This is a genomic window from Amycolatopsis benzoatilytica AK 16/65, assembly GCF_000383915.1.
In the GTDB taxonomy this organism is placed as follows: domain Bacteria; phylum Actinomycetota; class Actinomycetes; order Mycobacteriales; family Pseudonocardiaceae; genus Amycolatopsis; species Amycolatopsis benzoatilytica.
In genome coordinates this window covers 1,499,997-1,524,805 of record NZ_KB912942.1, presented here as the reverse complement: position 1 = coordinate 1,524,805, position 24,809 = coordinate 1,499,997, and the positions used below count along the sequence as shown (strand labels likewise).

Annotated in this window: 29 protein-coding genes; 16 read left to right on the top strand and 13 right to left on the bottom strand. The window is 70.9% G+C overall.

What is annotated here, in order from left to right; all coding sequences use genetic code 11:
• Positions 1 to 33 precede the first annotated feature (33 nt).
• From AMYBE_RS0107300 to AMYBE_RS0107290, 3 genes are read right to left on the bottom strand one after another with little or no spacing between them, the layout of a single operon-like run.
• Positions 34 to 420, bottom strand: coding sequence for a hypothetical protein (locus AMYBE_RS0107300; RefSeq protein WP_020658701.1), 387 nt, complete (start codon positions 418 to 420; stop codon positions 34 to 36).
• A complete protein-coding gene (locus AMYBE_RS0107295; protein ID WP_020658700.1) occupies positions 410 to 2,320 on the bottom strand; it encodes a primary-amine oxidase in 1,911 nt (636 codons plus the stop codon). The genes AMYBE_RS0107300 and AMYBE_RS0107295 overlap by 11 nt, the downstream gene beginning before the upstream one ends.
• A gap of 38 nt (positions 2,321 to 2,358) precedes the next feature.
• Positions 2,359 to 3,792 carry an APC family permease gene (locus AMYBE_RS0107290; protein WP_020658699.1) on the bottom strand — a complete coding sequence of 478 codons (1,434 nt, stop codon included), beginning with the start codon at positions 3,790 to 3,792 and terminating at the stop codon, positions 2,359 to 2,361.
• Positions 3,793 to 4,016: 224 nt separating this feature from the next.
• On the opposite strand from AMYBE_RS0107290, the gene AMYBE_RS0107285 reads away from it, so the two are divergent.
• Positions 4,017 to 5,504 (top strand): APC family permease, encoded by a 1,488-nt coding sequence (locus AMYBE_RS0107285; protein ID WP_020658698.1) that lies wholly within the window; start codon positions 4,017 to 4,019, stop codon positions 5,502 to 5,504.
• Positions 5,501 to 6,247 carry an IclR family transcriptional regulator gene (locus AMYBE_RS0107280; protein WP_020658697.1) on the top strand — a complete coding sequence of 249 codons (747 nt, stop codon included), beginning with the start codon at positions 5,501 to 5,503 and terminating at the stop codon, positions 6,245 to 6,247. Before AMYBE_RS0107285 ends, AMYBE_RS0107280 begins: the two co-directional genes overlap by 4 nt.
• A gap of 111 nt (positions 6,248 to 6,358) precedes the next feature.
• Here the strand turns inward: AMYBE_RS0107280 and AMYBE_RS0107275 are convergent, their stop codons facing one another.
• Complete coding sequence (locus AMYBE_RS0107275; protein WP_020658696.1) at positions 6,359 to 6,832, bottom strand: SRPBCC family protein; 474 nt, start codon at positions 6,830 to 6,832, stop codon at positions 6,359 to 6,361.
• A gap of 182 nt (positions 6,833 to 7,014) precedes the next feature.
• On the opposite strand from AMYBE_RS0107275, the gene AMYBE_RS46600 reads away from it, so the two are divergent.
• Positions 7,015 to 7,146 carry a hypothetical protein gene (locus AMYBE_RS46600; protein WP_020658695.1) on the top strand — a complete coding sequence of 44 codons (132 nt, stop codon included), beginning with the start codon at positions 7,015 to 7,017 and terminating at the stop codon, positions 7,144 to 7,146.
• 15 nt (positions 7,147 to 7,161) lie between these two features.
• Here AMYBE_RS46600 and AMYBE_RS0107265 read toward each other — a convergent pair whose 3' ends face one another.
• The gene (locus AMYBE_RS0107265; protein ID WP_027927451.1) at positions 7,162 to 7,572 is read right to left on the bottom strand and encodes an ATP-binding protein; all 411 of its coding nucleotides are present in this window, start codon (positions 7,570 to 7,572) and stop codon (positions 7,162 to 7,164) included.
• Positions 7,573 to 7,666: 94 nt separating this feature from the next.
• Between AMYBE_RS0107265 and AMYBE_RS0107260 the strand changes: the two genes are divergently transcribed.
• Positions 7,667 to 8,875 (top strand): PP2C family protein-serine/threonine phosphatase, encoded by a 1,209-nt coding sequence (locus tag AMYBE_RS0107260; protein ID WP_027927450.1) that lies wholly within the window; start codon positions 7,667 to 7,669, stop codon positions 8,873 to 8,875.
• Here the strand turns inward: AMYBE_RS0107260 and AMYBE_RS0107255 are convergent, their stop codons facing one another.
• Positions 8,876 to 9,244 (bottom strand): STAS domain-containing protein, encoded by a 369-nt coding sequence (locus AMYBE_RS0107255; protein WP_020658692.1) that lies wholly within the window; start codon positions 9,242 to 9,244, stop codon positions 8,876 to 8,878.
• A gap of 251 nt (positions 9,245 to 9,495) precedes the next feature.
• A complete protein-coding gene (locus AMYBE_RS0107250) occupies positions 9,496 to 10,107 on the bottom strand; it encodes a hypothetical protein (RefSeq protein ID WP_020658691.1) in 612 nt (203 codons plus the stop codon).
• Between the two features lie 326 nt (positions 10,108 to 10,433).
• On the opposite strand from AMYBE_RS0107250, the gene AMYBE_RS0107245 reads away from it, so the two are divergent.
• From AMYBE_RS0107245 to AMYBE_RS0107230, 4 genes are all read left to right on the top strand, one after another.
• Positions 10,434 to 10,865 carry a DUF6292 family protein gene (locus AMYBE_RS0107245; protein WP_020658690.1) on the top strand — a complete coding sequence of 144 codons (432 nt, stop codon included), beginning with the start codon at positions 10,434 to 10,436 and terminating at the stop codon, positions 10,863 to 10,865.
• 90 nt (positions 10,866 to 10,955) lie between these two features.
• On the top strand, positions 10,956 to 11,441 hold the full coding sequence (locus AMYBE_RS0107240; RefSeq protein ID WP_020658689.1) for a hypothetical protein: 486 nt from the start codon (positions 10,956 to 10,958) through the stop codon (positions 11,439 to 11,441).
• Between the two features lie 244 nt (positions 11,442 to 11,685).
• Entirely contained in the window at positions 11,686 to 12,282 is a 597-nt protein-coding gene (locus AMYBE_RS0107235; protein WP_020658688.1) for a class I SAM-dependent methyltransferase, read from the top strand.
• Between the two features lie 37 nt (positions 12,283 to 12,319).
• Positions 12,320 to 12,784 carry a mycothiol transferase gene (locus AMYBE_RS0107230; protein ID WP_020658687.1) on the top strand — a complete coding sequence of 155 codons (465 nt, stop codon included), beginning with the start codon at positions 12,320 to 12,322 and terminating at the stop codon, positions 12,782 to 12,784.
• Positions 12,785 to 12,797: 13 nt separating this feature from the next.
• Here the strand turns inward: AMYBE_RS0107230 and AMYBE_RS0107225 are convergent, their stop codons facing one another.
• Together AMYBE_RS0107225 and AMYBE_RS0107220 are read right to left on the bottom strand one after the other, a co-directional pair.
• Positions 12,798 to 13,742 carry an arsenic resistance protein gene (locus AMYBE_RS0107225; RefSeq protein ID WP_020658686.1) on the bottom strand — a complete coding sequence of 315 codons (945 nt, stop codon included), beginning with the start codon at positions 13,740 to 13,742 and terminating at the stop codon, positions 12,798 to 12,800.
• A 71-nt stretch (positions 13,743 to 13,813) separates the two neighbouring features.
• Positions 13,814 to 14,356 carry a TetR/AcrR family transcriptional regulator C-terminal domain-containing protein gene (locus AMYBE_RS0107220; RefSeq protein ID WP_154676138.1) on the bottom strand — a complete coding sequence of 181 codons (543 nt, stop codon included), beginning with the start codon at positions 14,354 to 14,356 and terminating at the stop codon, positions 13,814 to 13,816.
• Positions 14,357 to 14,404: 48 nt separating this feature from the next.
• On the opposite strand from AMYBE_RS0107220, the gene bioB reads away from it, so the two are divergent.
• From bioB to AMYBE_RS43810, 5 genes are all read left to right on the top strand, one after another.
• Positions 14,405 to 15,469 carry a biotin synthase BioB gene (gene bioB, locus AMYBE_RS0107215; protein ID WP_020658684.1) on the top strand — a complete coding sequence of 355 codons (1,065 nt, stop codon included), beginning with the start codon at positions 14,405 to 14,407 and terminating at the stop codon, positions 15,467 to 15,469.
• A 5-nt stretch (positions 15,470 to 15,474) separates the two neighbouring features.
• Complete coding sequence (locus AMYBE_RS0107210; protein ID WP_034288006.1) at positions 15,475 to 16,611, top strand: 8-amino-7-oxononanoate synthase; 1,137 nt, start codon at positions 15,475 to 15,477, stop codon at positions 16,609 to 16,611.
• Positions 16,612 to 16,881: 270 nt separating this feature from the next.
• The gene (locus AMYBE_RS0107205) at positions 16,882 to 17,379 is read left to right on the top strand and encodes a COG4315 family predicted lipoprotein (RefSeq protein ID WP_020658682.1); all 498 of its coding nucleotides are present in this window, start codon (positions 16,882 to 16,884) and stop codon (positions 17,377 to 17,379) included.
• Positions 17,380 to 17,540: 161 nt separating this feature from the next.
• Positions 17,541 to 18,752 carry an NAD(P)/FAD-dependent oxidoreductase gene (locus tag AMYBE_RS0107200; RefSeq protein WP_020658681.1) on the top strand — a complete coding sequence of 404 codons (1,212 nt, stop codon included), beginning with the start codon at positions 17,541 to 17,543 and terminating at the stop codon, positions 18,750 to 18,752.
• A gap of 38 nt (positions 18,753 to 18,790) precedes the next feature.
• Positions 18,791 to 18,952 (top strand): hypothetical protein, encoded by a 162-nt coding sequence (locus AMYBE_RS43810; protein WP_020658680.1) that lies wholly within the window; start codon positions 18,791 to 18,793, stop codon positions 18,950 to 18,952.
• Positions 18,953 to 18,968: 16 nt separating this feature from the next.
• Here the strand turns inward: AMYBE_RS43810 and AMYBE_RS0107190 are convergent, their stop codons facing one another.
• The 4 genes from AMYBE_RS0107190 to AMYBE_RS44655 form a co-directional block, all read right to left on the bottom strand.
• Entirely contained in the window at positions 18,969 to 19,208 is a 240-nt protein-coding gene (locus AMYBE_RS0107190; RefSeq protein WP_020658679.1) for a hypothetical protein, read from the bottom strand.
• Positions 19,209 to 19,229: 21 nt separating this feature from the next.
• A complete protein-coding gene (locus AMYBE_RS0107185; protein ID WP_020658678.1) occupies positions 19,230 to 20,858 on the bottom strand; it encodes a hypothetical protein in 1,629 nt (542 codons plus the stop codon).
• Positions 20,830 to 21,102 (bottom strand): hypothetical protein, encoded by a 273-nt coding sequence (locus AMYBE_RS0107180; RefSeq protein WP_020658677.1) that lies wholly within the window; start codon positions 21,100 to 21,102, stop codon positions 20,830 to 20,832. Before AMYBE_RS0107180 ends, AMYBE_RS0107185 begins: the two co-directional genes overlap by 29 nt.
• A 408-nt stretch (positions 21,103 to 21,510) precedes the next feature.
• A complete protein-coding gene (locus AMYBE_RS44655) occupies positions 21,511 to 21,687 on the bottom strand; it encodes a hypothetical protein (RefSeq protein WP_154676137.1) in 177 nt (58 codons plus the stop codon).
• On the opposite strand from AMYBE_RS44655, the gene AMYBE_RS0107175 reads away from it, so the two are divergent.
• The 3 genes from AMYBE_RS0107175 (at position 21,686) to AMYBE_RS0107165 (ending at position 24,675) form a co-directional block, all read left to right on the top strand.
• Positions 21,686 to 22,234 (top strand): hypothetical protein, encoded by a 549-nt coding sequence (locus tag AMYBE_RS0107175; RefSeq protein ID WP_020658676.1) that lies wholly within the window; start codon positions 21,686 to 21,688, stop codon positions 22,232 to 22,234. The two genes, AMYBE_RS44655 and AMYBE_RS0107175, sit on opposite strands and share 2 nt — an antisense overlap.
• A gap of 179 nt (positions 22,235 to 22,413) precedes the next feature.
• Positions 22,414 to 22,770: a DUF3040 domain-containing protein gene (locus AMYBE_RS0107170; RefSeq protein WP_020658675.1), complete on the top strand. Its 357-nt coding sequence runs from the start codon at positions 22,414 to 22,416 to the stop codon at positions 22,768 to 22,770.
• Positions 22,771 to 22,890: 120 nt separating this feature from the next.
• Positions 22,891 to 24,675 (top strand): APC family permease, encoded by a 1,785-nt coding sequence (locus tag AMYBE_RS0107165; protein ID WP_020658674.1) that lies wholly within the window; start codon positions 22,891 to 22,893, stop codon positions 24,673 to 24,675.
• Positions 24,676 to 24,809 lie beyond the last annotated feature (134 nt).

Here is a 24,809-nt window from a genome sequence, read left to right as displayed (position 1 = left end):
GAGCCTCGAACGCCATAATAGTACGTCCTCGGATCAAATCGGGGCGAGCATCAGGCACATCGCGACCGCCATCGCCGCGTTCGCCGGATCCCGAAGCGGGCGGCGGATCTCCACTGCCAGCTTCCCGGCCAGCCAGCAGCCCGCCAGCAGCGGCGCCCCGCCGGACATTCCGGGCATCGGCATGGCCAGCGCCAGCACCGCCATGCCAGCGAGGTCGTACGTCCCGTGCAGGCGCGGCGCCGAATCTTCCTCGGTGCAGGCCAGCCAGATCGCAGCGCCAGAGAGCGTCACGAACCACACCGGCGGCGACAACGGGGCGATCGGCACCAACTGCAGGACCAGCATGGCGACGGCCATCACCGCGTGCGGGACGTGCCGTCGCCACGCCAGACCGGGAAGCCAGGCCAAGTCACTCGGCATGGCAGCAGTGCGACGAAGCGCTCGGCGGAACGTCGAGCGTCGGATTCCGGTCGAAGAAGCCGACCGGCTTGAGCGTGAACCCGGCGTAGTCCACCGGCATCACCGGCCAGTCCTCCGGACGCGGGAAGTGCGTGAGCCCGAAGGTGTGCCACAGCACGATGTCCTCGCCGTCAACGTTCCGATCCGCCGCGGTCCACGCGGGCAGCCCGCCGCCGCCGGGGTGCTGGTTCACGAAATCGCCTGCCGGATAACGCTCGGCCGTCGCGTACGGGGTGACCCACAGATGCCGGGTCGCGAAGTTCGCCCGGGCGTGGACCACCGACGACTCGTCCGCCAGCAGCGTCGGCTGCCCCTGCGGGTAGAGCGCGTACGCGACGTTGCGGCCCAGCCGGTTCCGCCGCTCCGGGTTCACGATCTGCCACACCCGCGCCCGGCCTTGATCAGCCGTCCGTTGCGCTTCCGATTCAGTGTGCAGCCGAGTTCGGCGCTCGGTGAACGCGTTGCCGTGCGGGTTGCCCGGGCCGACCGGCACCGCGGCCGCTTCGACCTCGTCGACCGCGTTGCGCGGACCGTCGACCATCATGTCCAGCCGGGCGGAGAACAGGTGCTGGTGGTACGGCGCACCCAGTCCGGGTGCGACTTCGCTGGCGTACGGATGGCCTTCCTCGGGATAGGCCGAGGTGAACACGATGCCGGTCGCCTTGGCCTCGCATTCGATAGTGCCGTCGAGGTAGAGGTACCAGTAGAAGCCGTAGTCGTAGTTGCCGATCGTGGTGAAGAACGACACCACCATCCGCCGCTGCCGGCGCGTTTCCTGCGAGCCGGCGAACAGATCGCTGTGCTTCCACAGCACGCCGTAGTCCTCCTCGTGCAGGCAGATCGCATTGCGGATCACCTGTGGCCGCAGCTGGTCGTCGGCGATGACGGCGTCCAGGTAGGTGATTTCGCCGAGACAGTCGCAGCCCAGCTCGAGCGAGTTCGTGTAACGGGCGAACATGTACTCGCCGCAGTCGAAATAGTTCTGCCAGAACCGGACCGGCGACGGATCGGCGTAGGGAACCACCATCTCGGCGATCGACGCGCGGTACACGATCGGCCTGCCGTCGAACGAGATCTGGTGCAGAGTAAGCCCTTCCCGCTCGTTGAACCCGATGCGCAGCTCGAAGTTCTCCCAGCGGAGCAGGCCGTCCTCGACGGTGAAGCTGACGCCCTCGGGCTGGGTGATCTCGATCGGTTTCAGCGTGGTGCGCGCCGGTCCGGTCTGCGCCGGGTCGTCGAAGTTGCCCGGTTCCGCGGGCACCGGATGGCTGCGATGGTCGAGGACTTCCATCACCTCGTGCGTGGTCAAGTCGACGTAGGCGACCAGGCCGTCCACCGGATGCGCCCACGGGTGGTCCTTTTCGTGCTCCTGCCAGAACCCGAGCGTCCGCACCACCCGGCGACCGGACTCCTGCGGGAAATACGAGCCCGCCGACAGCGGCACCACCCGCACCTGGCCCGGGTCGAGGCCGCGGCCGGCCAGCGCGGTGCGCCATTCCTCGTTCCCGGCGAGGATTTCCTCGATCAGCTCGAACTCGGTGTCGATGATCGGCGGCTGGCCGTCGCGCCGCGGGTCCAGCTCCACAGCCGCGTCCACTGTGGACCGCGTGACGGACACGACCACGTCTCGCGAGGCACCGGTCGGCAGCTCGAGCAGCAGCACGCGAAAGCGGCGGTCGGCCGGTTCGCCCGCCAGCACGGCGGACTTTTCCGGCTCTTCCGGCCCGAAGTAGCAGCAGCGCACGGTCTCCGGCAAGAGCCCGGCTTCGGCGAGGATCCGCCGGACGGCGCGCACCTCCTCTTCCCGGATCGGGTGCAGCGGGTGGCCGGAGAGTTCGACGGCCGGTTCGGTGACGGTCATTGCGGATGCTCCTGTCATGGTCGGGCGGACGCGGGGAGTCAGGCAGGCAGAGTGACGAGGACGTGTCGGCGGGCCAGCGAAAGACCTGTGCCGAGCGCGAAGACGACGACCAGGATGAACCCGATCCCGGCGGCCAGCTCACCGGAACCGCCGATCAGCATCGGGAAGTTCGCGACGGTCAGCGCCAGCGCGGCGGCCAGGCCGGCCGAGCCCAGCGACGGGGCGACGACGGTGTTCCAGCGCCGGCGGTCGATCGTCGTGCGGCGGAAGAACACCAGCACGGACAGGCAAGTCAGCGCCATCAGCGCGAGGACGCCCAGGGTCGCGGTCCCGGCCATCCAGGAGAACACCTGCGTGACCGGGTCCATTTTCGCCAGCGCGAACACCGCTATCAGCACGAGCGCGCTCACCGACTGCACCGCCGACGCGACGTGCGGAGACCCGTGCCGTGCGTGGCTGCGGCCGCAGCGGGTCGGCAGCGCGCCCGCGTTGCCGAGCGAGAACGTGTACCGCGCGATGACGTTGTGGAATGACAGCAGTGCGGCGAACAGACTGGTCACCAGCAGGATCTGGACGAGCTCGCCGGCCGATGCGCCGAGGTAGCGGGTGACCGAGGAGGTCAGCATGCCGCCCGGGTTCTGGTTCGCCTGCGTGACGGCGTCGCGGTCGCCCCAGGCGGAGACGAGCGACCAGCTGGACAGCGTGTAGAAGCCGCCGATCAGCAGCAGTGCGAGGTAGGTCGCGCGGGGCACGGTGCGCTCCGGGCGGCGGGCTTCCGAGCGGTAGACCGCGGTGGCTTCGAAGCCGAGGAAGCTCGCGATGGCGAACATGATCCCGATCCCGAGCGAACCGGACCCGATCTGCGCTGGCTGCAGCAACGCGGTCGACAGGCCGTGCGCGCCGCCGCGCACGTTCACCGCCGCGTCGAAGACGAGCACGATGCCGACCTCGCAGACCAGGAGTACACCGAGGACTTTGCCGGACAATTCGATGTGCCGGTAGCCGAGCGCGGACACGATCCCGAGCGCGGCCGCCGCATACAGCCACCACGGCAGCGTGGGTCCGCCGTAGTGCGTGACGAGGCCCGACAGGGTCGCGCCGAGGTAGCCGTAGACCGCGAGCTGCACCGCGGTGTAGGTGGCCAGCGCCAGGAACGCCGAGCCGAGGCCCATGCTGCGGCCGAGTCCTTTGTGGATGTAGGTGTAGAACGCACCCGCGTTCGGCACATGCCGCGTCATGGCGCAGAATCCGACCGCGAACAACAGCAGAACACCGCAGCACAGCACGAATGTGGCGGGGAAGCCCGCGCCGTCGCCTTGGGCGATGCCGAGTGGCACCGCGCCGGCGATCACGGTCAGCGGTGCGGCGGCGGCGACGACCATGAAGACGATCGAGCCGACTCCGAGTTTGCCGGAGAGAGTTCTCGGCGCAGCGGCCGGCGGAGCGGGGGCGGTTGTTCGCGAGGTGTCCATCTCGTCCTCCTGCGGCGGTGGGATGGGAGACGACGATCACTTCCCGGCCGCCGCGGTTCAACGGCCGATGCCGGGTCGCGGGGAAAACCGGCGGCCGCGTTCCCGCGTCGCGAGAAGGCCGCGCCGCGAATTCTCATTCGAGCTCCCGACGCTGTGCTCCCGCACCGGCAGCGGGTTATCGTTCGTCCGCACGCATCGCGCTCAGCAGCACCAGGAGGCCGGCGATGGCAGACCACCGGCGGCCCGATCTGGCGACCTACCCCGAGCAGGCCGCGGCGGCCACGACCGGGCGGCACCGGCTGCGCTACCGCTCCCCAGTCGACGGCCTCGACCGGCGGAAGCTGGGGTTCGCCGAGGTGCTGGGACAGTCCGTGTCCGCGACGGCGCCCACGGCGGCGATGGCTACCACGCCCGCCATCGTGGCCGCGACCGCCGGTCCGGCCGCGATCTGGTCCTTTCTCGTCGCGACCGTGGTGGCGCTGCTCGTGGGTGCCTGCATCGGCCAGTTCACGCGGCGGATGGCGGCCGCCGGATCGCTCTACAGCATCACCGCGAAGGGTCTCGGCCCGCTCGCCGCGCTCGCGTCCGGCGCTGCCTTGCTGCTCGGGTACGGAGCGCTGACCGCGCTCGCCTACGTCGGCGCCGCGGCCTATCTTTCCGCGCTGCTGCCGCCCGGATGGCCAGTCCCGATCGCGATCGTGCTCGTGCTGACCGGCGTGGCGACCGTGCTGATCCGGCGGGGCGTCCGGCTCTCCGCCCGCGTGGTCTTCGTGGTCGAGGCCGTCTCGATCGTGCTGATGCTGGCCATTTTCGCGACGTTGCTGACCAGCTCCGGCGCCGCGGACCGGTTCGCCCGGCTGGGCGTGCCTTCGTTCTCGCTGCGCGGAGTGGCGTCCGGGGTGCTGCCCGCGCTCGGCGCGTTCATCGGATTCGAGGCCGCCGCCGCGTTCGGGGTCGAAGCCAAGCGGCCGTTCCAGACTGTCCCGCGCGCGATCCTCTGGACCGCCGGCGGGTCCGGCGTGCTGTTCCTGTTCGCTTGCTACGTCCAGGAACTTGGCTTCTCATCGACCCCGGGCGGGCTGGCCGGGCAGACCGAGCCGGTCGCTTCCCTGGCCGTCGCCGCGCACATGCCGTGGCTGTCGGCGTTGCTGAACATCGGTATCGCGATGTCGTTCTTCGCCAGTGTTCTCGCGACCGGGAACGCGCTGGCCCGGGTGTTGTTCTCGATGGGCCGCGAAGGCGTGCTGCCACGGGCTTTCGGCACGACGCACCCGCGCTTCCGCAGTCCGTCGGTCGCGATCGCCGTCGCGATGCCCGCCGCCGGCCTGATCGCGGCGGGGTATCTGCTGACCGGAGCGTCGCCCACGCAGATCCTCCAAGTGCTGATCGCGACGACAGTGTTCGGCTATCTGGTGGCCTACCTGCTGGTTTGCCTCGCCGCGCCGCTGTTCCTGCGCCGCATCGGCGAGCTGACGCGCGGGCCGGTCGTCGCGGCGGCGGTCAGTTCGCTGGTGCTTGTTGTCGTGCTCGGGTTCTTCGTGACCTCCGGGGTGAGCGGCGAGATGCTGCGAGCCTGGGCGGGACTGGTCGTGCTGGCCGCGGCCTGGGCAGGCTGGCTGGCGCTGCGCCGCCGGCCCCAGCTCGCCGCGATCGGCGTCTATGACGAGACGAGCGCCGCGGACCTGCTCGGCAGCCAGGACACCGGCCGATGACGGGCGGTGCGTCACCGCTGTCCGGACGGCAGCCGAAGGCCGTGCGGAGCGCGCTCGCAGTGCTGGAGGAGGTCATCGCCGCCGGTCCGGGCGTGACCGCGAAGGAAATCTCCGCCGCACTCCACCTGCCGCCGGCCACGACGTACCGATTGCTGAACCTGCTGGTCGCCGAGGAGTACCTGGTCCGGCTCCCCGACCTGCGCGGCTTCGCGCTCGGCCGCCGCGCGGTTCGCCTGACCGTGCCCGCCGTTTCCGTCCCCAGCACCGCCGCGCGGACCGTCGTGGAGCACCTGCGCGGCATCGTCCGCTGGGGCGTGCACCTGGCGTCGTTCACCACCGGACGGCTCATCTTGGTCGACCCCGACCCGGACCATCCGCCGACCGACGAGGCGACGCTGTCCCGGTACCCGCACGCGTCCGCGCTGGGCAAGCTGCTGCTGGCCGAACAGCCCGATTGGCGCGCGCTGGTGCGCGATCTGCGCGGCTTCACGGAACACACGCTGGTGAACGCCGCCGAACTCGGCGGTTCTCTCGCCGAGGCCGCCCGGACCGGTGTCGCCCGGCAATGCGGGGAACTGCGCCCGGACCGGGGCTGTGTCGCGGTGCCGGTCCGGGACTCGGACGGACAGCTCGTAGCCGGCTTGGCGTTGTGTGGTCCGCCGGGCCGGATCGCACAACTCGATGACGCGCTGCTGACCGCTCTCCAGGAACACGCACGCCGGCTGGGACCGTTGCTGGCTTGACCTCGGGCGCAGCCTGGCTCCCGTGTTCGCCGCGGTCACGTCCCGGTCCGATACGCATCGCGCCGAGGTCGAAGCCGCCCGCGACAGCTGTGCCCGAAGCGGCCGGTCGCTTCACCGGGACTCCGCCAGCTCCGCCAAGTGCCGCAACGAATTCCCCAGGTGCTCCGGCCCGAACGGCGGGAACCGGATTCCCCGGTCCCGCACGTACTGCGGCACTCCGGACCAGTCGTAGGACAAAGTCACCTCCGCGCCCGAGCCGGCTCGCCGCAGGTCGTAGCGCCACAGCCAGCCGCCGAACTCCGGCTCGCCGTCGGGCTTGCGGGAGCCGGTCAGCCAGCCGATCGCGTGCGGCGCGGAGAACACCTCGACTTTGTTGAGCACCTGGTAGTCGCCGTCCGGGTGCTCGTCGTGGTGCATGTCCATCCGGAACAGCTGCCCTGCTTCGGACAACGGTGCCGGGTCGACGCACGCCTGCACCCACCCGGTGCCGTCGATCGCGGCGTGCGCCGCCGGGTCCGCCAGCACTGCGAAAACCCGCTCGACCGGTGCGTCGACCACCCGCGTCGCGCTTACCACCTCGGCCATGACCGCTCCTCTCGTTCGTCTCTCGCCCACTCCACGAACTGGCCGCCGCTGTTTCGACATCACCGCCCAATATTGCCCGCCAGGCAAGTTTGGCCCTCGAGCATTCGCGCGGCCCGGCTGCTCGGCCGGTTGGGGGGGCGACGTCGCGGGTACCCGTGGACCGCGAACGAAGGAGAAGCACTATGACCGAGCCGCGCCGGCCCGACGACGTCTACGGCGACACCCCGGAAGAAGAACGCGAGATCATCCGCGGCGAGCAGGGCACTTCGTCCGGCGATCCGCACGACGACTCCGACCCTCAGCAGGGCCGGTGAACCGCCGGGTTCCCGCTACCGCGCGCCGAAGCCGAGGCAAGCCCAGACCGTCTTGCCGTCTGGGCGCTCCCGTACTCCCCAGGCATCCGACAGCCGATCGACGAGCAGCATTCCCCGTCCGCGCGTGCGGGCCGGGTCCGGCGGACGCAACCGCGGCCGGACGAGAACCGGGTCGTCCACTTCGACCACGACCTGGCACGGCCGGCCCCGCGCGGTCAGCCGGGCGCAGCGAGGACCGGGCGTGTGCTCGTAGGCGTTCGACGCGAGTTCTTCCACCACCATCAAGACATCGGCGAGATCAGCTGGCGACAGCTGCGGCAACAGCCGACCGGCCCAGGCGCGGATTCGCGGCAGCGCGGAGACGCCCGTCTCTCGCAGGTCGAATTCCCAAGGCGGGCCGCTTGTCGCCGCTCCCAGACCGGCCACGTTCGACACCTTCCCGCTCCGGCTTTCGCGGGAATACCCGGATCGGAACGGATTCACACCCGGCGCGCGGCCGGGACTCGGCTAGTGTCAGTCCATGACAGCTGCCTCGCCTCGCGCTTTGCTGGACGAGATCCTCGGCGCGGGGCCGGGCCAGTCAGAGCCCGGCGAGGAACTCGCGAAGGTCCTGGCCCGGGCCTGCGCCGTGCTCGACGTCGACACGGCCACCGTGCTGCGCCACGACCCGCACTCGCGTCGGCTCGTCGCCATCGCGGCCGCGGGACTGGAGGAAGAGGTCTGCCAAGGCGTGCAGATCCCGGTGGGCGCCGGGTTCGCCGGCCGGGTGGCCGCCAGCCGGGACGCAGTCGTCCTCGACCACGTCGACGAGACGACGGTGGTCAACCCCCTGCTGTGGGAACGGGGGCTGCGGGCGATGCTTGGCGTGCCGATGCTCGCCGGAACAGAACTGGTCGGCGTGCTCCACGTCGGATCGGTGCGGCAGCGGCGGTTCGCCGCCGCCGACGTGGAGACCCTGCGGCTGCTCGCCGACCGGCTCGCCGCCCTCCTGCGCCTGGAAACCACCCGCCAGGACCAGGCCGCCGCGATCGCCCTGCAGCGCAGCCTGCTCCCGGGCATTCTGCCCAGCATCGACGGCCTCCGCTTGGCCGCCCGCTATGTCCCGGGCGCGGAAGCTGGGCTCGGCGGCGACTGGTACGACGTCTTCCGGCTGCCCGGCGGCCGGACCGGCATCGTGATGGGCGACGTCGCCGGGCACGGTCTCGAAGCGGCGGTCGTGATGGGCCGGCTCCGGAGCGCGCTGCGCGCGTACGCGCTCGATTGCCCCGACCCCGCCGAGGTACTCGACAAACTCAATCGCAAGGCGGTCCACTTCGAGCACGGCGTGATGGCGACCGTCGCCTACGGCGTGCTCGACGCCGGGCACGAGCGCATCGCGCTGTCTCTCGCCGGGCATCTGCCGCCCGTGGTCGCCGCGCCGGGCGAACCTGCGGAACTCGCCGCAGTCCCTCCCGACCCTCCGATCGGCCTGGCTCTCGGGAAACCCGTCCGGCGGCGCACCGCCTTGGTGGAGCTGCCACCGGGCGCGGTCGCCGTCTTCTGCACCGACGGTCTTGTCGAGCGCCGGGACCAGTTGGCCGACACCGGCCTGCGGGTGCTCGCGAACCTGGTGCGCGCCGAAGATCCGGAACGGGCCTGCTCCCGGATCATGGCCGCGCTGATCGGCTCCCGGCCCCCGCAGGACGACGTGGCGCTGATGGTGCTCCGCCGCTGCGCCGAGACCGGCTGATCACTTCGAGGACAGCGCCTCTTCGAGCGTCTGGTACAGCGGCAAGGCGTCTTCCAGACCGGTCAGCTGGATCGGCCGCATCGTCGGCCGCCCCGCGGCGACGATGCGCACCTCGGTGCCCGCCGGGGCTTCCCGGCAGGCGGCCAGCAACGCGGTCAGGCCAGCGGACGCGAGAAATTCGACCCCGGCCAGGTCCAGCACGAGCAAAGCCGGCTCGCCGCTGACCGCGGCGACCGCCGCGGTCAGCTGCGGAGCGGTCCCGAGATCGAGGTCCCCGCGCAGCACCAGCACCGCGGCCGGCGGACGGTCGGCTCGTTCGATCGACAACGCGCCCGGCGCATCGGTCACCGGGTCAGTCAGCTCGCTCATCGCTCTGCTCTCCTTGTCGGAATGCCTGGCGCGGGGCCGGGCCGGAAAGTTTCACGGTCATCTGGCTGGCTGCTCAACCGCAGCCCAGAGTGCCCTAGTCGCCGCCATCGCGCGAGGGACGCGCCCGGAATGACCCGATCCGGCGTACCGCTGAGACAAATCGCACGCGCATCGAGCACCGGCCACGCTCGCGTCGGAAGGCTTCCGCCGGCGCCTCCCGCATCCGCCACCCCGAGCTCCCCCAAGGAAATTCATCTCGCTCCGCCCTTTCTGCGGCCGGCCGCGTCCTGCCGCAGGCGGTCGGCGTGCTCCGCGACCGCGCCGACCCGGTCGGCGAGGCCGGCATGCTCGCGCGCGAGGTGCAGCTGCACGTCCGCCAGCGGTGACAGCAGGCCGGCCGCATCGTTTTGGCCGAGTGCGGCCCCGAGCCGGTCGGCGCTTTCCTGCCCGGCTGCGTCCAGGTCGGCGGCGGCACTCGCTTCGGCGGCGAGCCGCCGCAACGACGCCGAGTTGCGGCGTGCCCACGCCACCACCGCCCGGTCGCCCGCACGGCGATCGCGTTCGGCGTCAACGCGCGCTTCCCCGGTCGTCTCCCCGCTCGCCGACGGTTGGAGCCGCAGGTACCGGCGCTCAGCAGCCTGCCGGCTGGCCACCCCGAGCGCCGGGGCGAGCACTGCCCAGCTCGCGCCGGCCGCACGCGCGGCCGCGATCAGCTCCGGCTCCCAACCGGCGAGTCCGTCGCGCAGCGCCCGGAGCGTCGTCAGGGCCGCCAGCAACCGATCCGGGTCCGCTCCGCCGTCCCGCGCGGCGAGGACCGCCTGGTGCACGTCGTGCAGCGCCTCCGCCGGATCCGCGTCCGCCATCGTGTCATCCTTTCGACGACATATCAGTTGTCATCGTTTCGATGACATGCTAAAAGAAGAGCACGGCCGCGTCCACCGGCGGATGCGGACCGGGGACTCCGCCAGGCCCACCAGGTTTCCGGTGCAGCGCCGCCGGGAACCTGACGGGGAGCGGGTGCCCCGGCAGCCCGGCCGGACTCCCGGCCGCGCCTCCCGACGCCGCCGCACCAAGGTCGCCGCGAGCGGCGGTGCCGACGGATCTCCTCCGCCGGAACCGCCGGCCCCGAGGCAGCCCGGCACGGAGACCCCCCGCTCCGCGCCGTTATCCGCACGAGAAAGGCATCCCCGTGTCCCCGTCGCCGCACATCGTCCAGACCGGCCCGTCGAGTCCGGTGCTGGCCCGCCTGTGGAGCTATCTCGCCGACGTCACCGGCGCACTGGGCGTTGGCCTCGAATCCTGCACGGTGGACCACGAACCGCCGGTCTCCGCGTACGTCGCTCTCGACGGGCACCTTCCCGCCTACCCGGATCGCGACGTCGCGCTCCTGTGGGACGAGGTCCGCGGCTGGGCGGCGGCGGTGGAAACCCATTCCGGCGAAGACCTCATCGTCCTGCGCTACCTGGGCGGCCCCAGCGTCGTCCCGTCCCCGTCGCGGGTGGCCCGGTTCGCGGCCGCGGTGCGCGATGACGACCACCGGATCGGCTGCCCCGCCCCGGCCGATCTCCGCACTTTAGGCACCCAAGCCGACCTGGACGCCGTCCTGCGCGGCTCCGCCTGACGCACACCCCAATGTCCACAGTGGACACTGTGGGCTCACCGGGAAGGTGACGAATCGAGGCCAGTCAGCTACTCTGGGTAGAGGGAGTTGATGGCCGTGGTGATGCGAAAAGAAGTCATTCCGGGGCCTCGCACCGGCAGCGCGGCGCAGAGCCGCGAGACGGTGCTCAGTGTCCTGGAAAGCCTGCTGCGGTGTCTTCCGCTGCCGGAACAAGCCCGGCTGGGAGTCCGTCCGCGCTACCCTGGCCGGACCTCGGAGCAGTCGGCGCTGCTGCTGGAAATCTCGTTGAACACCAGGCGTTCGCCTCGCGCCGCGCGGTGCCTGGTCCGGGCGGTGTACACCGCCCTCGGGCAGACGTCGCCGGAACTGGCTGGCCGGCTGCGCGCCGGAGTGAGCCCGGAGGTCCTGGCTCTGCTGGGCGGAACGCGCCAGCCGTGCACCTGGTCGCGCGAAACCCCGCCGAGGTGCGCACGGCGCCGGATGGCGGGCGCGCGCCCCCGTCGGCCCCACCGCAACCAGGCCGGCCTGGACAGCCCGAAACCGGGCTGGCAGCGGCCTTTGACCCAATCCGCCTGAACTAGCCGCGCTCTCCCTCCCGCCTGCCCCCGCGACCGCGCTCTCTCCCCGCCGCGACCGCTTTCCCTCCCGCCGCGAGCCTTCCCCCGGGCAGCCAGTACCGGCACGAGGCCTAGCAGCCGGAGCCACCGGTCACCGCTGGCCGCCGAGGTGCCGCGAACCTCTTGCCATTCCAGCAAGATCGCGTGCCCGCACCGATCCTGTCCCGCCAAGCTGACGGCACCACTGCGACGAAAGGTGCCCGATGACCGCTGACGCACTCCTGTTCTGGGACGAAGTCCACGCCACGCCCCCTGCCGCGCCGCAGCGCCCGAACGTCCGTCTCGAAGAAGCCGCCGCCGCTCTCCCGCCCGGCACCGCACTGGACTTGGGCAGCGGCGCCGGCGGCGACACCCGCTGGCTCGCCGCCCGCAGCTGGCGAGTCACTGCCACCGACGTCTCCGCGGCAGCCGTCGGGCGGCTGTCCGGAGACCGGATCACCGCGGTCCGGCACGACCTGAATGCCAGCTTTCCGGCAGGCGAGTTCGACCTGATCTCCGCGCACTACCTGCAGTCTCCGTTCGACCTGGACCGCACTGCGATTTTCCGCACCGCCGCGCGCGCTCTGCGCCCCGGCGGCCGGTTGCTGATCGTCGACCACGGCTCGATCGCGCCGTGGTCGTGGAACCAAGACCCCACCGCCCGGTTGCCCGGCCCGCGCGAGATCGCCGCGGAGCTCGCGCTCGACCCGGCCGGGTGGACCGTCGATCGCGCCGATTCCCCCGCCCGCACGGCCACCGGTCCCGACGGCCGCATCGCCGAGGTGATCGACCACGTGCTGCTGATCCGCCGGACAGTCTGACCGCCCCAAAAGCCCGCCATCCCTGGGAGAATCCGTCATGCTCCATCGCCGCGACACTCCACCGCCGCGTACCGGCGGCACCGAAACCGAAGTCCTGCGCGGATTTCTCGACTACCTCCGCGCTTCAATCGCGGCCAAAGTGGACGGTGCGCCCGAAGCCGGAGCGCACGCCGCCGCTGTCTCGTCCGGCACGAATCTCGTCGGTCTGCTCCACCACCTGACACAGGTCGAACGTGCGCTCGTCCTGGGCGAGACAGTCACGAACTGGCCCGCGACCTTCCGCACCGGCGATGCGGTGCCCGCGGTCGTTGCCCGCTACCGGGAAACCGTCCAGCACGCCAACGAACTCCTCGACGCCTGTCCCGACCTCGCCGCCCCGTTCCCGGGCCGCACCGGGCCGAGCGTCCGCTGGGCGCTCACCCACTTGATCGAGGAAACCGGACGGCACGCCGGGCACGCCGACATCCTCCGCGAACTGATCGACGGCACCACCGGCCGCTAGCCGGTCCGCTCCGTCACGAAGCCGCGGGCAGCAGGCGAGGCACCAGCCGCACGTAACAAACCATTCCGGCGACTTCCACCAGCGTCTGCGTCACCACCGCGACCGGCGCGGCCGCGAACCCCTCCGGCAACGACAGCGCCAACGGCAGCACGACCAGCGAATTCCGGGTCGCGCCGGTGAAAACGATCGCCCGCCCGGCAGGCACGTCCAGGCGGAACAGCCGCGCGACGCCGAGGCCAGCGAAGGCCATCACCACCAGGAAGGCCACATAGAACGGCACCACCGCGACCACCGGGCCCAGGCCGCCGTGCAGTTTCGGGATCTGGGAAGCGACCACGGTGAGCAGCGTCACGGCCATCAACGGCACCATCGCGGTCCCGGCGGCCGTAGCGACCCGGCGGCCGGTGGCGCGCCGGGCGGCCCAGGCTTGCGTGAGCCAGGCCAGCGCCAACGGGATGACGATCAGCACCAGGAATGCTTCCACGAACGGTCCGGCCTGGACGACCTGAGCCAGGCCGGTGCCGAGGAAGAGCGCGAGGAACACGGGCAGCAGAACCATCTGCGCGAGCAACAGCAACGGCGTCGCGGCCAGCAAGCGACGGCTGCTGCCCCCGGCCAGGCCGCTGAAGACGATCACGTAGTCCACGCACGGGGCGAGCAGCACGAGCAGCATCCCGAGCCGCAGCGCCTGCCCGGCGGGAAGGAAGGAGAACATCGCCGCGACGACGATCGGCACCACGACGAAGTTCACCGCCAGCGCCGCGCCCAGGAACCGCCCGTCGCGCAGCGCGCGGCCCAGTTCCGCGGCGGGGACCTGCAGGAACGTCACGTACAGCAGGGCCGCCAGCACCGGGTTGATCAGCGGGGCCAGACCGGGACCAGCGGCCGGGGCCAGCCACCCGGCGAGCCCGCCCGCGGCCAGCGCGAGCAGGTAGACCGCCACCTGGTGGCGTTCCATCCGGGAAACCAGGCCAGCAGGCACCGGACCAACTCCTCGGGCAACCACGGCTGCGGCCACGCCCTTCCGTCTCAACCGGACAGTCCACTGAGGATCGCGTCGATGCCGAACGCGAACGCCTCGTCCGAATCGCCGCTGTGCGCCCGATCGTCCTCGACGATCCCGGCGCGCACCAGCTCGGCGTGGTTCTGCTCTTCAGCGACGAACCCGAGTACATAGTGGACAACCGTGCGGGCGGCCCACTCCGCGTGCCGGGCATCGAACTTCGCGGCGAACAGCCGGCGCAGCGCGTGCGTCGGCACCAGCAGGTCGGGCCGGTAGGCCTGGACGAACGAGACCACCTCGGCCCCGTCCCGGACCCGCAGCAGCGCCTGGCGGAAGCCCTCGGCCGCCCCGCGCGGGTCGTCGGCCACCCCCGGCAGCCCGTCCAGGATCCGGGCCGCGACCACCGCGAGCAGCTCCTGCTTGTTGGCGACGTGGTAGTAGAGCGCACCCGGCTGCACCCCCAGGTCGAGCGCCACCCGGCGCATCGACAAGCTGCTCAGTCCGGCCTCCCGGAGCAGCTCGTACGCCCGGTCGACGATCTGGTCTCGCGTCACCTTCACCGGGCACATTCTGCCGGGCGCTTGCTTCGGGCGTCCGGCCCGCCTACGATTTGATAGGTGTTCAAAAACTTTGACGACCTGGCCTCCCGGCAGCTGGCCGGCGGCGTACTGGACCGCGAAGACGCCCGCGCCATCCTGAGCGCGCCGGACGAGGACGTGCTCGGCCTGGTCGCGGCGGCCAGCCGGTTGCGGCGCGCGCACTTCGGCAACCGGGTCAAGGTGAACTACCTGGTCAACCTCAAGTCTGGCCTGTGCCCCGAGGACTGCGGCTACTGCTCGCAGCGGCTCGGCTCGTCGGCGCAGATCCTCAAGTACTCGTGGCTTTCCGCCGAGGAAACCGCGCGGCAGGCCAGCGCAGGCGTGCAGGGCGGCGCGTCCCGGGTGTGCCTGGTCGCGAGCGGACGCGGACCGAGCGACCGGGACGTCGACCGGGTCGCGCAGGCCGTCGAAGCGGTGAAGTCCGCGCACGCCGGAGTCGAGGTGTGCGCATGCCTCGGGCTGCTCAAGGACGGGCAGGCGGAGCGGCTGCGCGACGCGGGCGTCGACGCCTACAACCACAACCTGAACACGAGCGAGTCGCGCTACGAAGAGATCTGCACGACGCACGGCTACGACGACCGCGTCGACACCGTCGAAAAGGCCAAGGCCGCCGGGCTTTCCGCGTGCTCCGGCCTGATCGTCGGCATGGGCGAGTCCGACGACGAGCTGATCGACGCGATCTTCGCGCTGCGCGAACTGGGCAGCGATTCGATCCCGGTCAACTTCCTGATGCCGTTCGAGGGCACCCCGCTGGCCGGCACCTGGGAACTGAGCCCGCCGCGCGCGCTGAAGATCCTCGCGCTGGCCCGGTTCGCCTGCCCGGACAAGGAAGTCCGGATGGCCGGCGGCCGCGAGATGCACCTGCGCTCGCTGCAGCCGCTCGCCCTGCACGTCGTGAACAGCCTGTTCCTCGGCGACTACCTGACCAGCGAGGGCCAGGCCGCCAAGGCCGATCTGGACATGATCGCCGACGGCGGGTTCGAGGTGCTCGGCGCGGCCGAGAACCAGTCTCCGGCGGACGCTGCGGCCACCCCGGCCCTGCGGGAACGCGGCGCGGGCACCGCGGTCGCCCCCAACGCGTGACCGCGATGGTGTCCATGCACGACTGGCTCACCGCCGCCGAACGCGACCGGCGAGCCGCCGGATTGGTCCGCCGGACCGACGACCGGCGCCACCCCGGACCGTCTACTTTGGATCTGGCGTCGAACGACTACCTGAGTCTCAGCTCCGATCCGAGGCTGCGCGCGGCCGCGGCGCGAGCCGTCGAGCGGTACGGCGCCGGTGCTGGCGCGTCGCGAGTCGTCACCGGCACCACCCCGTGCCACACCGAGCTGGAGCACGCGCTGTCCGAGCTCACCGGGCAGCCGGCCGCACTGGTCTTTTCGAGTGGCTACACGGCAAACATCGGCGTCGTCACCGCGCTCGGTTCGCCGGACACGCTGCTGATCACCGACGCGCACATCCACGCGTCGCTGATCGACGGAGCCAGGCTGTCGCGGTCCCCCGTCGCGATCTGCGCGCACAGTGATCTCGATGCCTTGGCCCGGCTGCTGCGCGACCGGACGCAGGAGCGGGCGATCGTGGTGGTCGAGTCGATCTACTCAGTGCTCGGCGACGCCCCGGATCTCCGCCGCACCGCGGATCTGTGCGCCAAGCACGACGCGTTCCTGGTAGTCGACGAGGCGCACGGGATCGGCGTAGCGGGCAACGGCCGGGGCGCGGTGCACGCGGCCGGGCTAGCTGCCGCACCGCACGTCGCGGTGACGGCCACCTTGTCCAAATCGCTCGGTTCGCAAGGCGGTGCCGTGCTGGGATCCCCGCTGCTGCGGGAACATCTCGTCAACACCGCGCGGACGTTCATCTTCGACACCGGCCTCGCCCCGGCCGCCGCGGCGAGCGCCGCGGAAGCCTGCCGGATCGTGACCGCGGAACCGGATCGCGTCGCGGAAGTCCACCGGCTCGCGGCCGCGATCGCCGAGGCGGCGGGCGTTCCGGTCGCGCCCGGAGCCGTGCAGTCGATTCCGGCCGACTCCCCCGAGCAAGCGGTTGCCGCCGCGAACCGACTGTCCGAACAGGACATTCTGGTCGGCTGCTTCCGCCCGCCGAGCGTGCCGGACGGCGTCTCGCGGCTCCGGCTGGTCGCTCGCGCCGGGGTCGACCGGAGCCGCGCGGTGCACGCCGCACACCTGGCCGCCGAGTGGTCACGCGCCGCGAGCACGGTCTGACCGGGACACCGAGCGCGCCGGGTCGGGCGACGGCCGTCAGGGGCCCCTTCAGGGACTTCGAGTACCGCAAGGGGCCCTTCACGGACAGATCGGCACACTGGCCGCCGGCTGCCCAGGCATCACGACAGCACCCGGCGAGACCTGCGCTCAAGCGAGGCTGGCTGCCGTACCGGACGTCCTCTCGCGAGCCGGACCGATCCGCGATGAACCGGCTCGCCGCCGGCTACGTGTCGAGGGCAAGACACCGCCCACGCACGGTTGGAGGCTGGGATGATCGTCAAGTTTCCGGCGAGGTCTTTGGGTCTGGCTGCCGCGGTCGCGGCACTGGCAGCGGTGACCGCCGCTTGCGGCGGCGGGAGCGGCGGCGGGACCGCCGCGCCGCCGTCGGCTCCGGCCGGTCAGACCCATCTCACCGACAGCAAAGGCAACACGCTCTACCTGTTCGCCCCGGACCATGACGGCCAGTCCGTCTGCACCGGCAGCTGCGCCCGCTACTGGCCGCCGGTCCCGGCGGGCACTCAGCTCACCGGTGCCGCGCCGGGCGGGACCATCGGCACCGTCTCCCGAGCCGATGGCAGCAAGCAGGAAAGCTTCGACGGGCATCCGCTGTACACCTACGTCGGCGACCATGCCGCGGGGCAGGCCACCGGCCAAGGACTCAACGTCAACGGCGGCCTGTGGTGGATGGTCTCGCCGAGCGGTACGGCGATCACGACCACGGGTTCCGCGCCCTCCCCGAGCAGCGGCTACAACGGCGGCGGGTACTAGCCGCGGCGGGTACCGCTGAGCAGCGGTTTAACGCCGTCGTGGGTAGGCGCAGCATCGTTTGGGTACCTCTGATCAGGGCATCTTGACCGGCCCGTCGAATAAGACCAAACTTTGCTAGTGATATACCTGCCTCGTCGTCCCCGTACCGAAGGAGTTCGCCCGTGACCTCGTCGACCCATGTGATCATCGGTGCCGGACTGGCTGGAGCCAAAGCGGCAGAAGCGTTGCGCGACAGGGGCTTCGACGGGCAGATCATTCTGATCGGGGACGAGCGGCAGCTGCCTTATGAGCGGCCGCCGCTGTCCAAGGACTATCTGGCGGGCAACGCCGAGGCCGAGAGCTTCCAGGTGCACGACGCCGCCTGGTACGCCGAGCACCGGGTCGAGCTGCGCCAGGGCGTGCGGGCCACCGCCATCGACCGGGACAAGCACGAGGTCACCCTGGACGACGGGACCGCTGTCGGCTACGACAAGCTGCTGCTGGCCACGGGTGCCAGCCCGCGCACGCTGCCGGACGCGGCGGGAATCCACTACCTGCGCCGGATCGAGGACTCCGACCGGCTCAAGCAGCTCTTCCCCGCCGCCTCCCGGCTGGCCGTCATCGGCGGCGGGTGGATCGGACTGGAAGTCACCGCCGCCGCGCGGCAGGCGGGGGTGGAAGTGACCGTCATCGAAGCGCTCGACCTGCCGCTGGTGAACGCGCTCGGCCCGGAAGTAGCTCCGGTGTTCGCGGACCTGCACCGCGCACACGGCGTCGACCTGCGGCTCAACGCCAAGGTCGAGCACATCACCAACGGCGGCCAGGGCAAGCGAATCCGTCTCGGCGACGGCACCGTTCTCGAAGTGGACGCGGTGCTGGCCGGCATCGGCGCGACGCCGAACGTCGAACTCGCCGAGGCGTGCGGCCTGGAGGTGGACAACGGCGTGCTGGCGGACGCGAGCCTGCGCACCAGCGACCCGGACATTTTCGCGGCCGGCGACGTCGCGAACGCCTACCACCCGTTCCTCGAACGGCGAGTCCGCGTCGAACACTGGGCGAACGCGCTGAACCAGCCCGCCGTGGCGGCGGCCGGGATGCTCGGCAAGGACGAGACGTACGACGAGCTGCCGTACTTCTTCACCGACCAGTACGACCTGGGGATGGAGTACCTCGGCGCCATCGACGGCCACGACCGCGTCGTCTTCCGCGGCGACGTGCCCGGACGCGAGTTCATCGCCTTCTGGCTCAAGGAGAACCGGGTGCTGGCCGGGATGAACGTCAACGTATGGGACGTAACCGACCCGATCAAGGCGCTCATCCGTTCCCGGGCACAGGTGGACCCGGGCCGGCTCGCCGACGCGTCGGTACCGCTGGAGGAGATCGCCGGGGCCTGATCCCCGCCGTCATCCACGTCGTCACGGGCCGCCGACGAGTGCTGGGCAGCGAGCCGCGCGGCGAGACGTCCCCCGGCGGGTGGGAGCATTACCTGGAGGATCTGATCGAGGCCGGGCCCGAGGTGCGCACGAACGGCGCACTGGACCCGGCCAGGATCAATCCGGTGGCGGTTCGCCACGCGATCACCTACGAGGAGTGATCGCTCCGCCGCCCCTTCAACCGGCGCGCAACCGGCGCCATTCCCACGTGGCCAGTCCGGCGAACAACGCCGTCGCCACGCAAGCGACCGTGGTGAAGAGCCATTCCGTTTCCCCGCTGCCCGCATCCGGGGAGACGCCGACGGTGCGCTCGATCCAGTCCGGAACGGCGAGCGTCAGCACCAGCACGACCGCGCTGAGCGCGGCCAGCGCCGCTTCGACGGAGCTCCGGAGTTTTCGTGCCCGCACAGTGTTCATAGCTTGCGACCTCCATCCTGCTCAGTACTTCGCCGCGTTTACGCGCGTCCGCCAGGTGTTGCCCGCGCCGGCGTATTCGCCGTAGCTCCACACCGTCCGCGAGTCGGACGGGTCCCGGGCGATGCCGAAGTAGTCGCCCCACCGGCCGCCGGTGTAGGCGCTCTGCCCGGCCTCCACCAAAGCACTGCCCTGCAAGGTGTTCGGCGGATCGGTCACGAGCCGGCCGGTCTGGCGGAACTGTCCGTACTCGTCGGCGGCGGAGCGGCCGAAGACGACATGCGTATTGCGGGAAACGTCGGTCTGGATCACCGGGAAGAAATAGTGCCTGCCCGACGCGCCGAACGCGCCTTGCTGGGCGATTGCGTGGCTGGGCACGTCGATCTCGTACCACTGCACGACCGATCGCGCCTCCGTGTCGCCCCGCCAGCTGTACGCGGACGTATGCGTCGTCCACAGCCGCTGCGTGCGCCCCGCGGACTGGAAGACCGCGTTGAGCAGCCGGGTGTCGTTCGTCGCGATCCGCGTGGTCCCGCCGTCCTTCTGCACCGCGCCGGGCGGCAGGCGGTAGCTGCGGCAGGCGACCGACGTCGAGGTCAGCGTCGGCGTGCCGCCCGACCAGAGTGCCAGCGGATTCGAGAGCGTCCAGAGGGTGAGGCTCGAACCCGACGGGAACAGGGAATTCACCAGGTACGCCCGCGGATTGCCGCCCGCTCCCTGGAAATGCGTGCACGGCTGGATCGAGAACGCCGCACTCTGGTCCGGATTCTTCATGCCCCAGAAGTCCCACCAGCGGATGGTGTGGCCCCCGCCGACACCGCCGCTGTAGAGCTCCGCCTTGTTGAAGATCCGCAGTTTCGCGTGCGCGAAGCCGCCGCCGAAGGCGAACTGGTTGGTCGACACGTAGATCGCCTGCGTGTCGAATCCGAGCATCGGGTAGTCCGACCAGTTCCCGGTGGCGGTCGAGCCGTTCTGCGTCGCGTCGGTGCTCCAGATCCAGTACGGGCCGGCCGGGTCGCCGGTCTGCGAGACGCCGAGCAGGATCCACGATCCTTGCGGATTCGCGCGCCGCCCGGCGATGCACACGATCCACCGGCCGGCGTAGTGGTCATACGCCAGTTTCGGGTCGAAGAGCTGTGCGCCGGCCGGCAGCACCGGGTTGAACATCGCGGTGAAGTTCGCCCAGCGGAACGTCTGCAGGCCGCTCTTGTCGTAGCCGACCAGATCCACGTTGACGGCGGCCATCACCTGCGCCGGGCCGACCGCGACCGTGCAGTCCGGCGGCCGGAACGCGGTCTGCGAGATCCCTTCGAAGCTCGCCGACGCGGCCGGTGCCAGGCCCTCGACGATTTCGTCCTCCGGCGGGTTCTCCTCGGACGGTACAGCCGGCGCCTCCTCGTCGGCCTGCGCCTCGGCCTCCTCTTCGGCCGCGAGCGCCTCCGGGCTGTGCTCGCGCACGCCGATCTTCATCTGCTCGTACTCTTCCATCGGCACCGGGAACCGCTCCGCGAACTCCGGAGACCGGACCGGCGACGGCGGTGCGGCCAGCAGTTCGTCGACCGTCAGGTCCGCCATCGCCCGCGACGCGCCGCCGGTCGCCTGTCCTTCCTGCCCTTCGACCACCTCAACTACCGGATCCACCACGGTGATCACCTTCTTCTTCCTCGGCCGCGTCGCCGGCCGGTGCCGGCGCGTCGGCGTCCTCCCCCCGATCGCGATGCCGCTCGGCTTCCGCCTTCAGCCGCTCCATTTCCTCGGCCGGCACCGGCATCCCGATCGGAATGTCGAACCCGTGCCCCGGCTCGCCCGGCGCGGTTTCGCCGGGCGGCCCGGCCGGGCCGCTTTCCGCTCCCTCGCCGCGCCCGGCATCCGACCGCGGCGGTTCCCGATCACTCACCCGTCGTCCCCGTCCATCGGGAAATTCCGCCCGAAAGATCCATTCCGCCCGCATCGGGCGGCGTCCACGGACAAGGTCGCACCCGATCTCGCCTCCGATACCCGCGGTCAACACATTCCACCTAACGGCGCAACGGACGGTGCCTCCGCGGATTCGCTCCAGCGTTTCCCGGCCGGCGTGAAAAAGCGCGGCACACTACGGAGGCATTCCCGGAGCGCTGCCGATCATTTCCCGCTCCCGCACCCGGCGGGATCACGGCCCGGCCAGCCCGGCCCGATCCGCCGCCGGACCGGCCATCACCCGCTGCCCGAATAAGCCTGAACACCCGGCTAATCCGTATTAATCGATAATATCCTTATCTACGTATAATGCGCCGAATTTCGGTTATTTCGGATCATCGGCTCCTGTTCACGGCAAACCGGAAATCCCCTGCCCGGCGGGCGAATTAAGGGCACATTGGGTGGTTTGTCGCCATGCCAGCTGAGCATTCGGTAAATTCTTCACGCATTCCTTCGAAGGTAGGTAGTGCGATTCCGCCGCTTCGGCGGAGGCTGTCGCCACCGCGCCCAGAAGGGAGATCTCCATGTCCAAAACCGTCCGTTTCGCCGCGCCCGCGGCCGTGCTCGCCGGTTCGCTGTTCCTCGCTGTCCCGGCCGCGCACGCCGCCGTCGCGCACGCCGCTGTTCCGCAGACTGCCGCTGCCTCCTGTTCGCAGTCCTACCTGCCGCTGCCGGACCCGGCCTGCACGCCCGGCGCGACCAACCCGGACGTCACCCAGGACACCATCGGCTCGACCATCTGCACCCCGGGCTGGACCAAGACCATCCGGCCGCCGGTGACCTACACGAACCAGCTCAAGCAGCAGGGCATCGCCGACTACGGATACTCCGACACGAACATGAGCGATTACGAGGAAGACCACTTCCTCCCGCTCGAACTGGGCGGCGCGCCGCGCGACCCGAAGAACCTCTGGCCGGAACCGCACAGCGGGAACCAGAACTCCTACAGCAAGGACTCGGTCGAGAACGCGGTGAAGAAGGCGGTCTGCGCGGGCAACGCGACCCTCGCCGACGCGCAGCACGCCATGCTGACCAACTGGACCAATGCGGAGTCCGTCCTCGGCATCGGCTGACCGGACCACCGCGGCACCCGTCCTCGGCCTCTGACCTCCGTGAGGGGCCCCTTGAGGGAATCAGATTCCCCCAAAGGGCCCCTCACGGACTTGATCCGGTTCGGGCTCCCGCCGAACCGCGGGTTTGAGGCGGCGCAGACCGGGTACGCCCCTCACCGAAGGGCCGAAGGGAGCCCGTCATGCGCACTCGCCAGACGCCGGACACCGCCCATGCCCTGCGGTCGATCGAACGGGACCTCCGCTTCACCGACGCGCGCTGGGTGCGCCGCGCCTTCGGCCAATCCGCCTGGCCGCTCCGTCGGACCTGGCCGGCCGCCTGCTGGACCCTCACCGCGGCAGCCGCCTCCCTCGTCGGCTTCGGGGTCGCCCGGCCCGCTTTCCTGCCGCTCGCGCTGCTCGGATTCGTCCTGGCCGCGGTCGCGCTCTGCGGGCACCTCACCCGCCAGGAAGCACTGCACCCGCCGCCCCGCCGGACTCCCCTGCCCGGCCCCGGGACCGACCCGCGCCGGCCCGGCTGCCGCCCGTCGCCGCGCTGACCCGCCTCCTTCCCCGTCACCGGGAAGTCCACAAAGGACCTGGCCGGTTTCCGCCGGATCACTGTCAGGAAACCGTCAACGCCCGGCCGCCGGACCCGGTCCCGGCCGCACGCTGATCCGGTGACCGCAACCCTCTCCCGCCCGGAAACGCCCGCCTCCGACCGGCACCGGCTGTCCGTCCTCGGCGGGCTCGCCGCGCTGTCGCTCGACGCGATGGCGTCGGTCGCCTACGGCCCCGAAGCGATCGTGCTCGTCCTGGCCGTCGCGGGCGGCGCCGGGCTCGGCTTCACGGTGCCGGTCACCCTCGCGATCGCCGTCCTGCTCGCCGTGCTGACCCTCTCCTACCGGCAGGTCATCGCCGCGTTCCCGGACGGCGGCGGGGCGTACGGCGTGAGCCGCACCCATCTCGGACGCCGGGCGTCGCTGGTCGCGGCGGCCTCGCTGATCGTCGACTACGTGCTGAACGTCGCGGTCTCCGTCGCGGCCGGGGTGGCGGCGCTGACGTCCGCTTTTCCCGGGCTGCTCCCCGGCCGGCGGTGGCTCTGCCTCGGCGTCCTCGCCCTGATCACCGGCGTCAACCTGCGGGGCATCGCCGAAAGCGCCCGGGCGTTCATCGTGCCGACCGCGGTGTTTGTCGGCTCGATCCTGACCGTCATCGTGGCAGGGCTGTTTCGCGCCGCGCCGGCCGCAGCGGTCACCGGCGGCCCCCTGCCCAGCCTGCAGACGGTCGGACTCTTGTTGCTGCTCAAGGCTTTCGCCAATGGCTGTGCGGCGTTGACCGGGGTCGAGGCGATCGCCAACGCCGTCCCGTCCTTCCGCTTACCGCGCGTGCGCCGCGCGCAGCGAGCCGAGGTCGCGCTCGGCGGCCTGCTCGCGGTGATGCTGCTCGGCATCGCCGTCCTGATCGGCAAGTTCTCGATCCACCCGGTCGAAGGCGTGACGGTCCTGTCGCAGGTGACCGCCGCCTCGCTCGGGAACGGTTTCGGCTACTACCTCGTCCAGTTCTCCACCGTGGTCCTGCTGGCGCTCGCTGCCAACACCTCCTTCGGCGGCCTGCCCGTGCTCGCCCAACTGCTCGCGAAGCACAACAATCTGCCGCACGTCTTCGCGCTGCGGGCCGAACGCCAGGTCTACCGCTACGGCGTCGGCTTCCTCGCGATCGCGGCGGCGGTGCTGCTGGTCCTTTCGGACGGCGACATGAACGCCTTGGTACCTCTGTTCGCGATCGGCGTGTTCGTCGGCTTCACGCTGTCGCAGATCGGAATGGTCCGGCGCTGGTTCGCCGCCCGCCCGCGCGGCTGGCACGGCAAGGCCGCACTCAACGGGTTCGGCGCGCTGCTCACCGGATTCGCCGCGATCGTAGTCACCGCAACCAAATTCAGCGAGGGAGGTTGGTTGATCGTCATCGCGCTGCCGGTGCTCGTGCTGGCGATGGAGTGGGTGCACCGCAGTTACCGCCGCATCGGCGACCGGCTCGAGCTCGGCCGCACCCCGCCTCCGCCGCGCCCGGACCGGTCGCTGGTGGTGGTCCCGGTCCACACGGTGTCCAGGCTGACCCGCGACGCGCTCGCCGCCGCGCTCTCGCTGGGCGACCACGTCGAAGCCGTGCACGTCAGCCACCCCGACGAGGAACGCGCGACGCGGGAGTTCGTGGCCTCGTGGGAGCAGTGGCGCCCGGACGTCCCGCTGGTCCAGTTGTACGACGAGCACCGCCGCCTCGGCGAGCCGATCGTCGAGCACCTCCGCCGGCACGGCAGGTGCCACCTGTTCGTGCTGATCGCCGAGGTCGAGCCCGAGCGCTGGTGGCAACGCATCCTGCAGAACCGCCGCGGCGCGGTCCTGGCGCGAGCGCTGCGCAGCGGCACCGACGCGGTGGTCTGCCGGATGCGGTTCCGGGTGCGCTAGACCGGGAATGCCGCACCAGCCGATCGGCCGGTTTTCCTTAGTACTTTCGGCCGATCTCCGCACAGCGAGAACCCTTCGAAAGACGTGAGCCATCCCGGGGGACTTCTTTCCGGCCCGGTTCGCCCGCCGAAGAT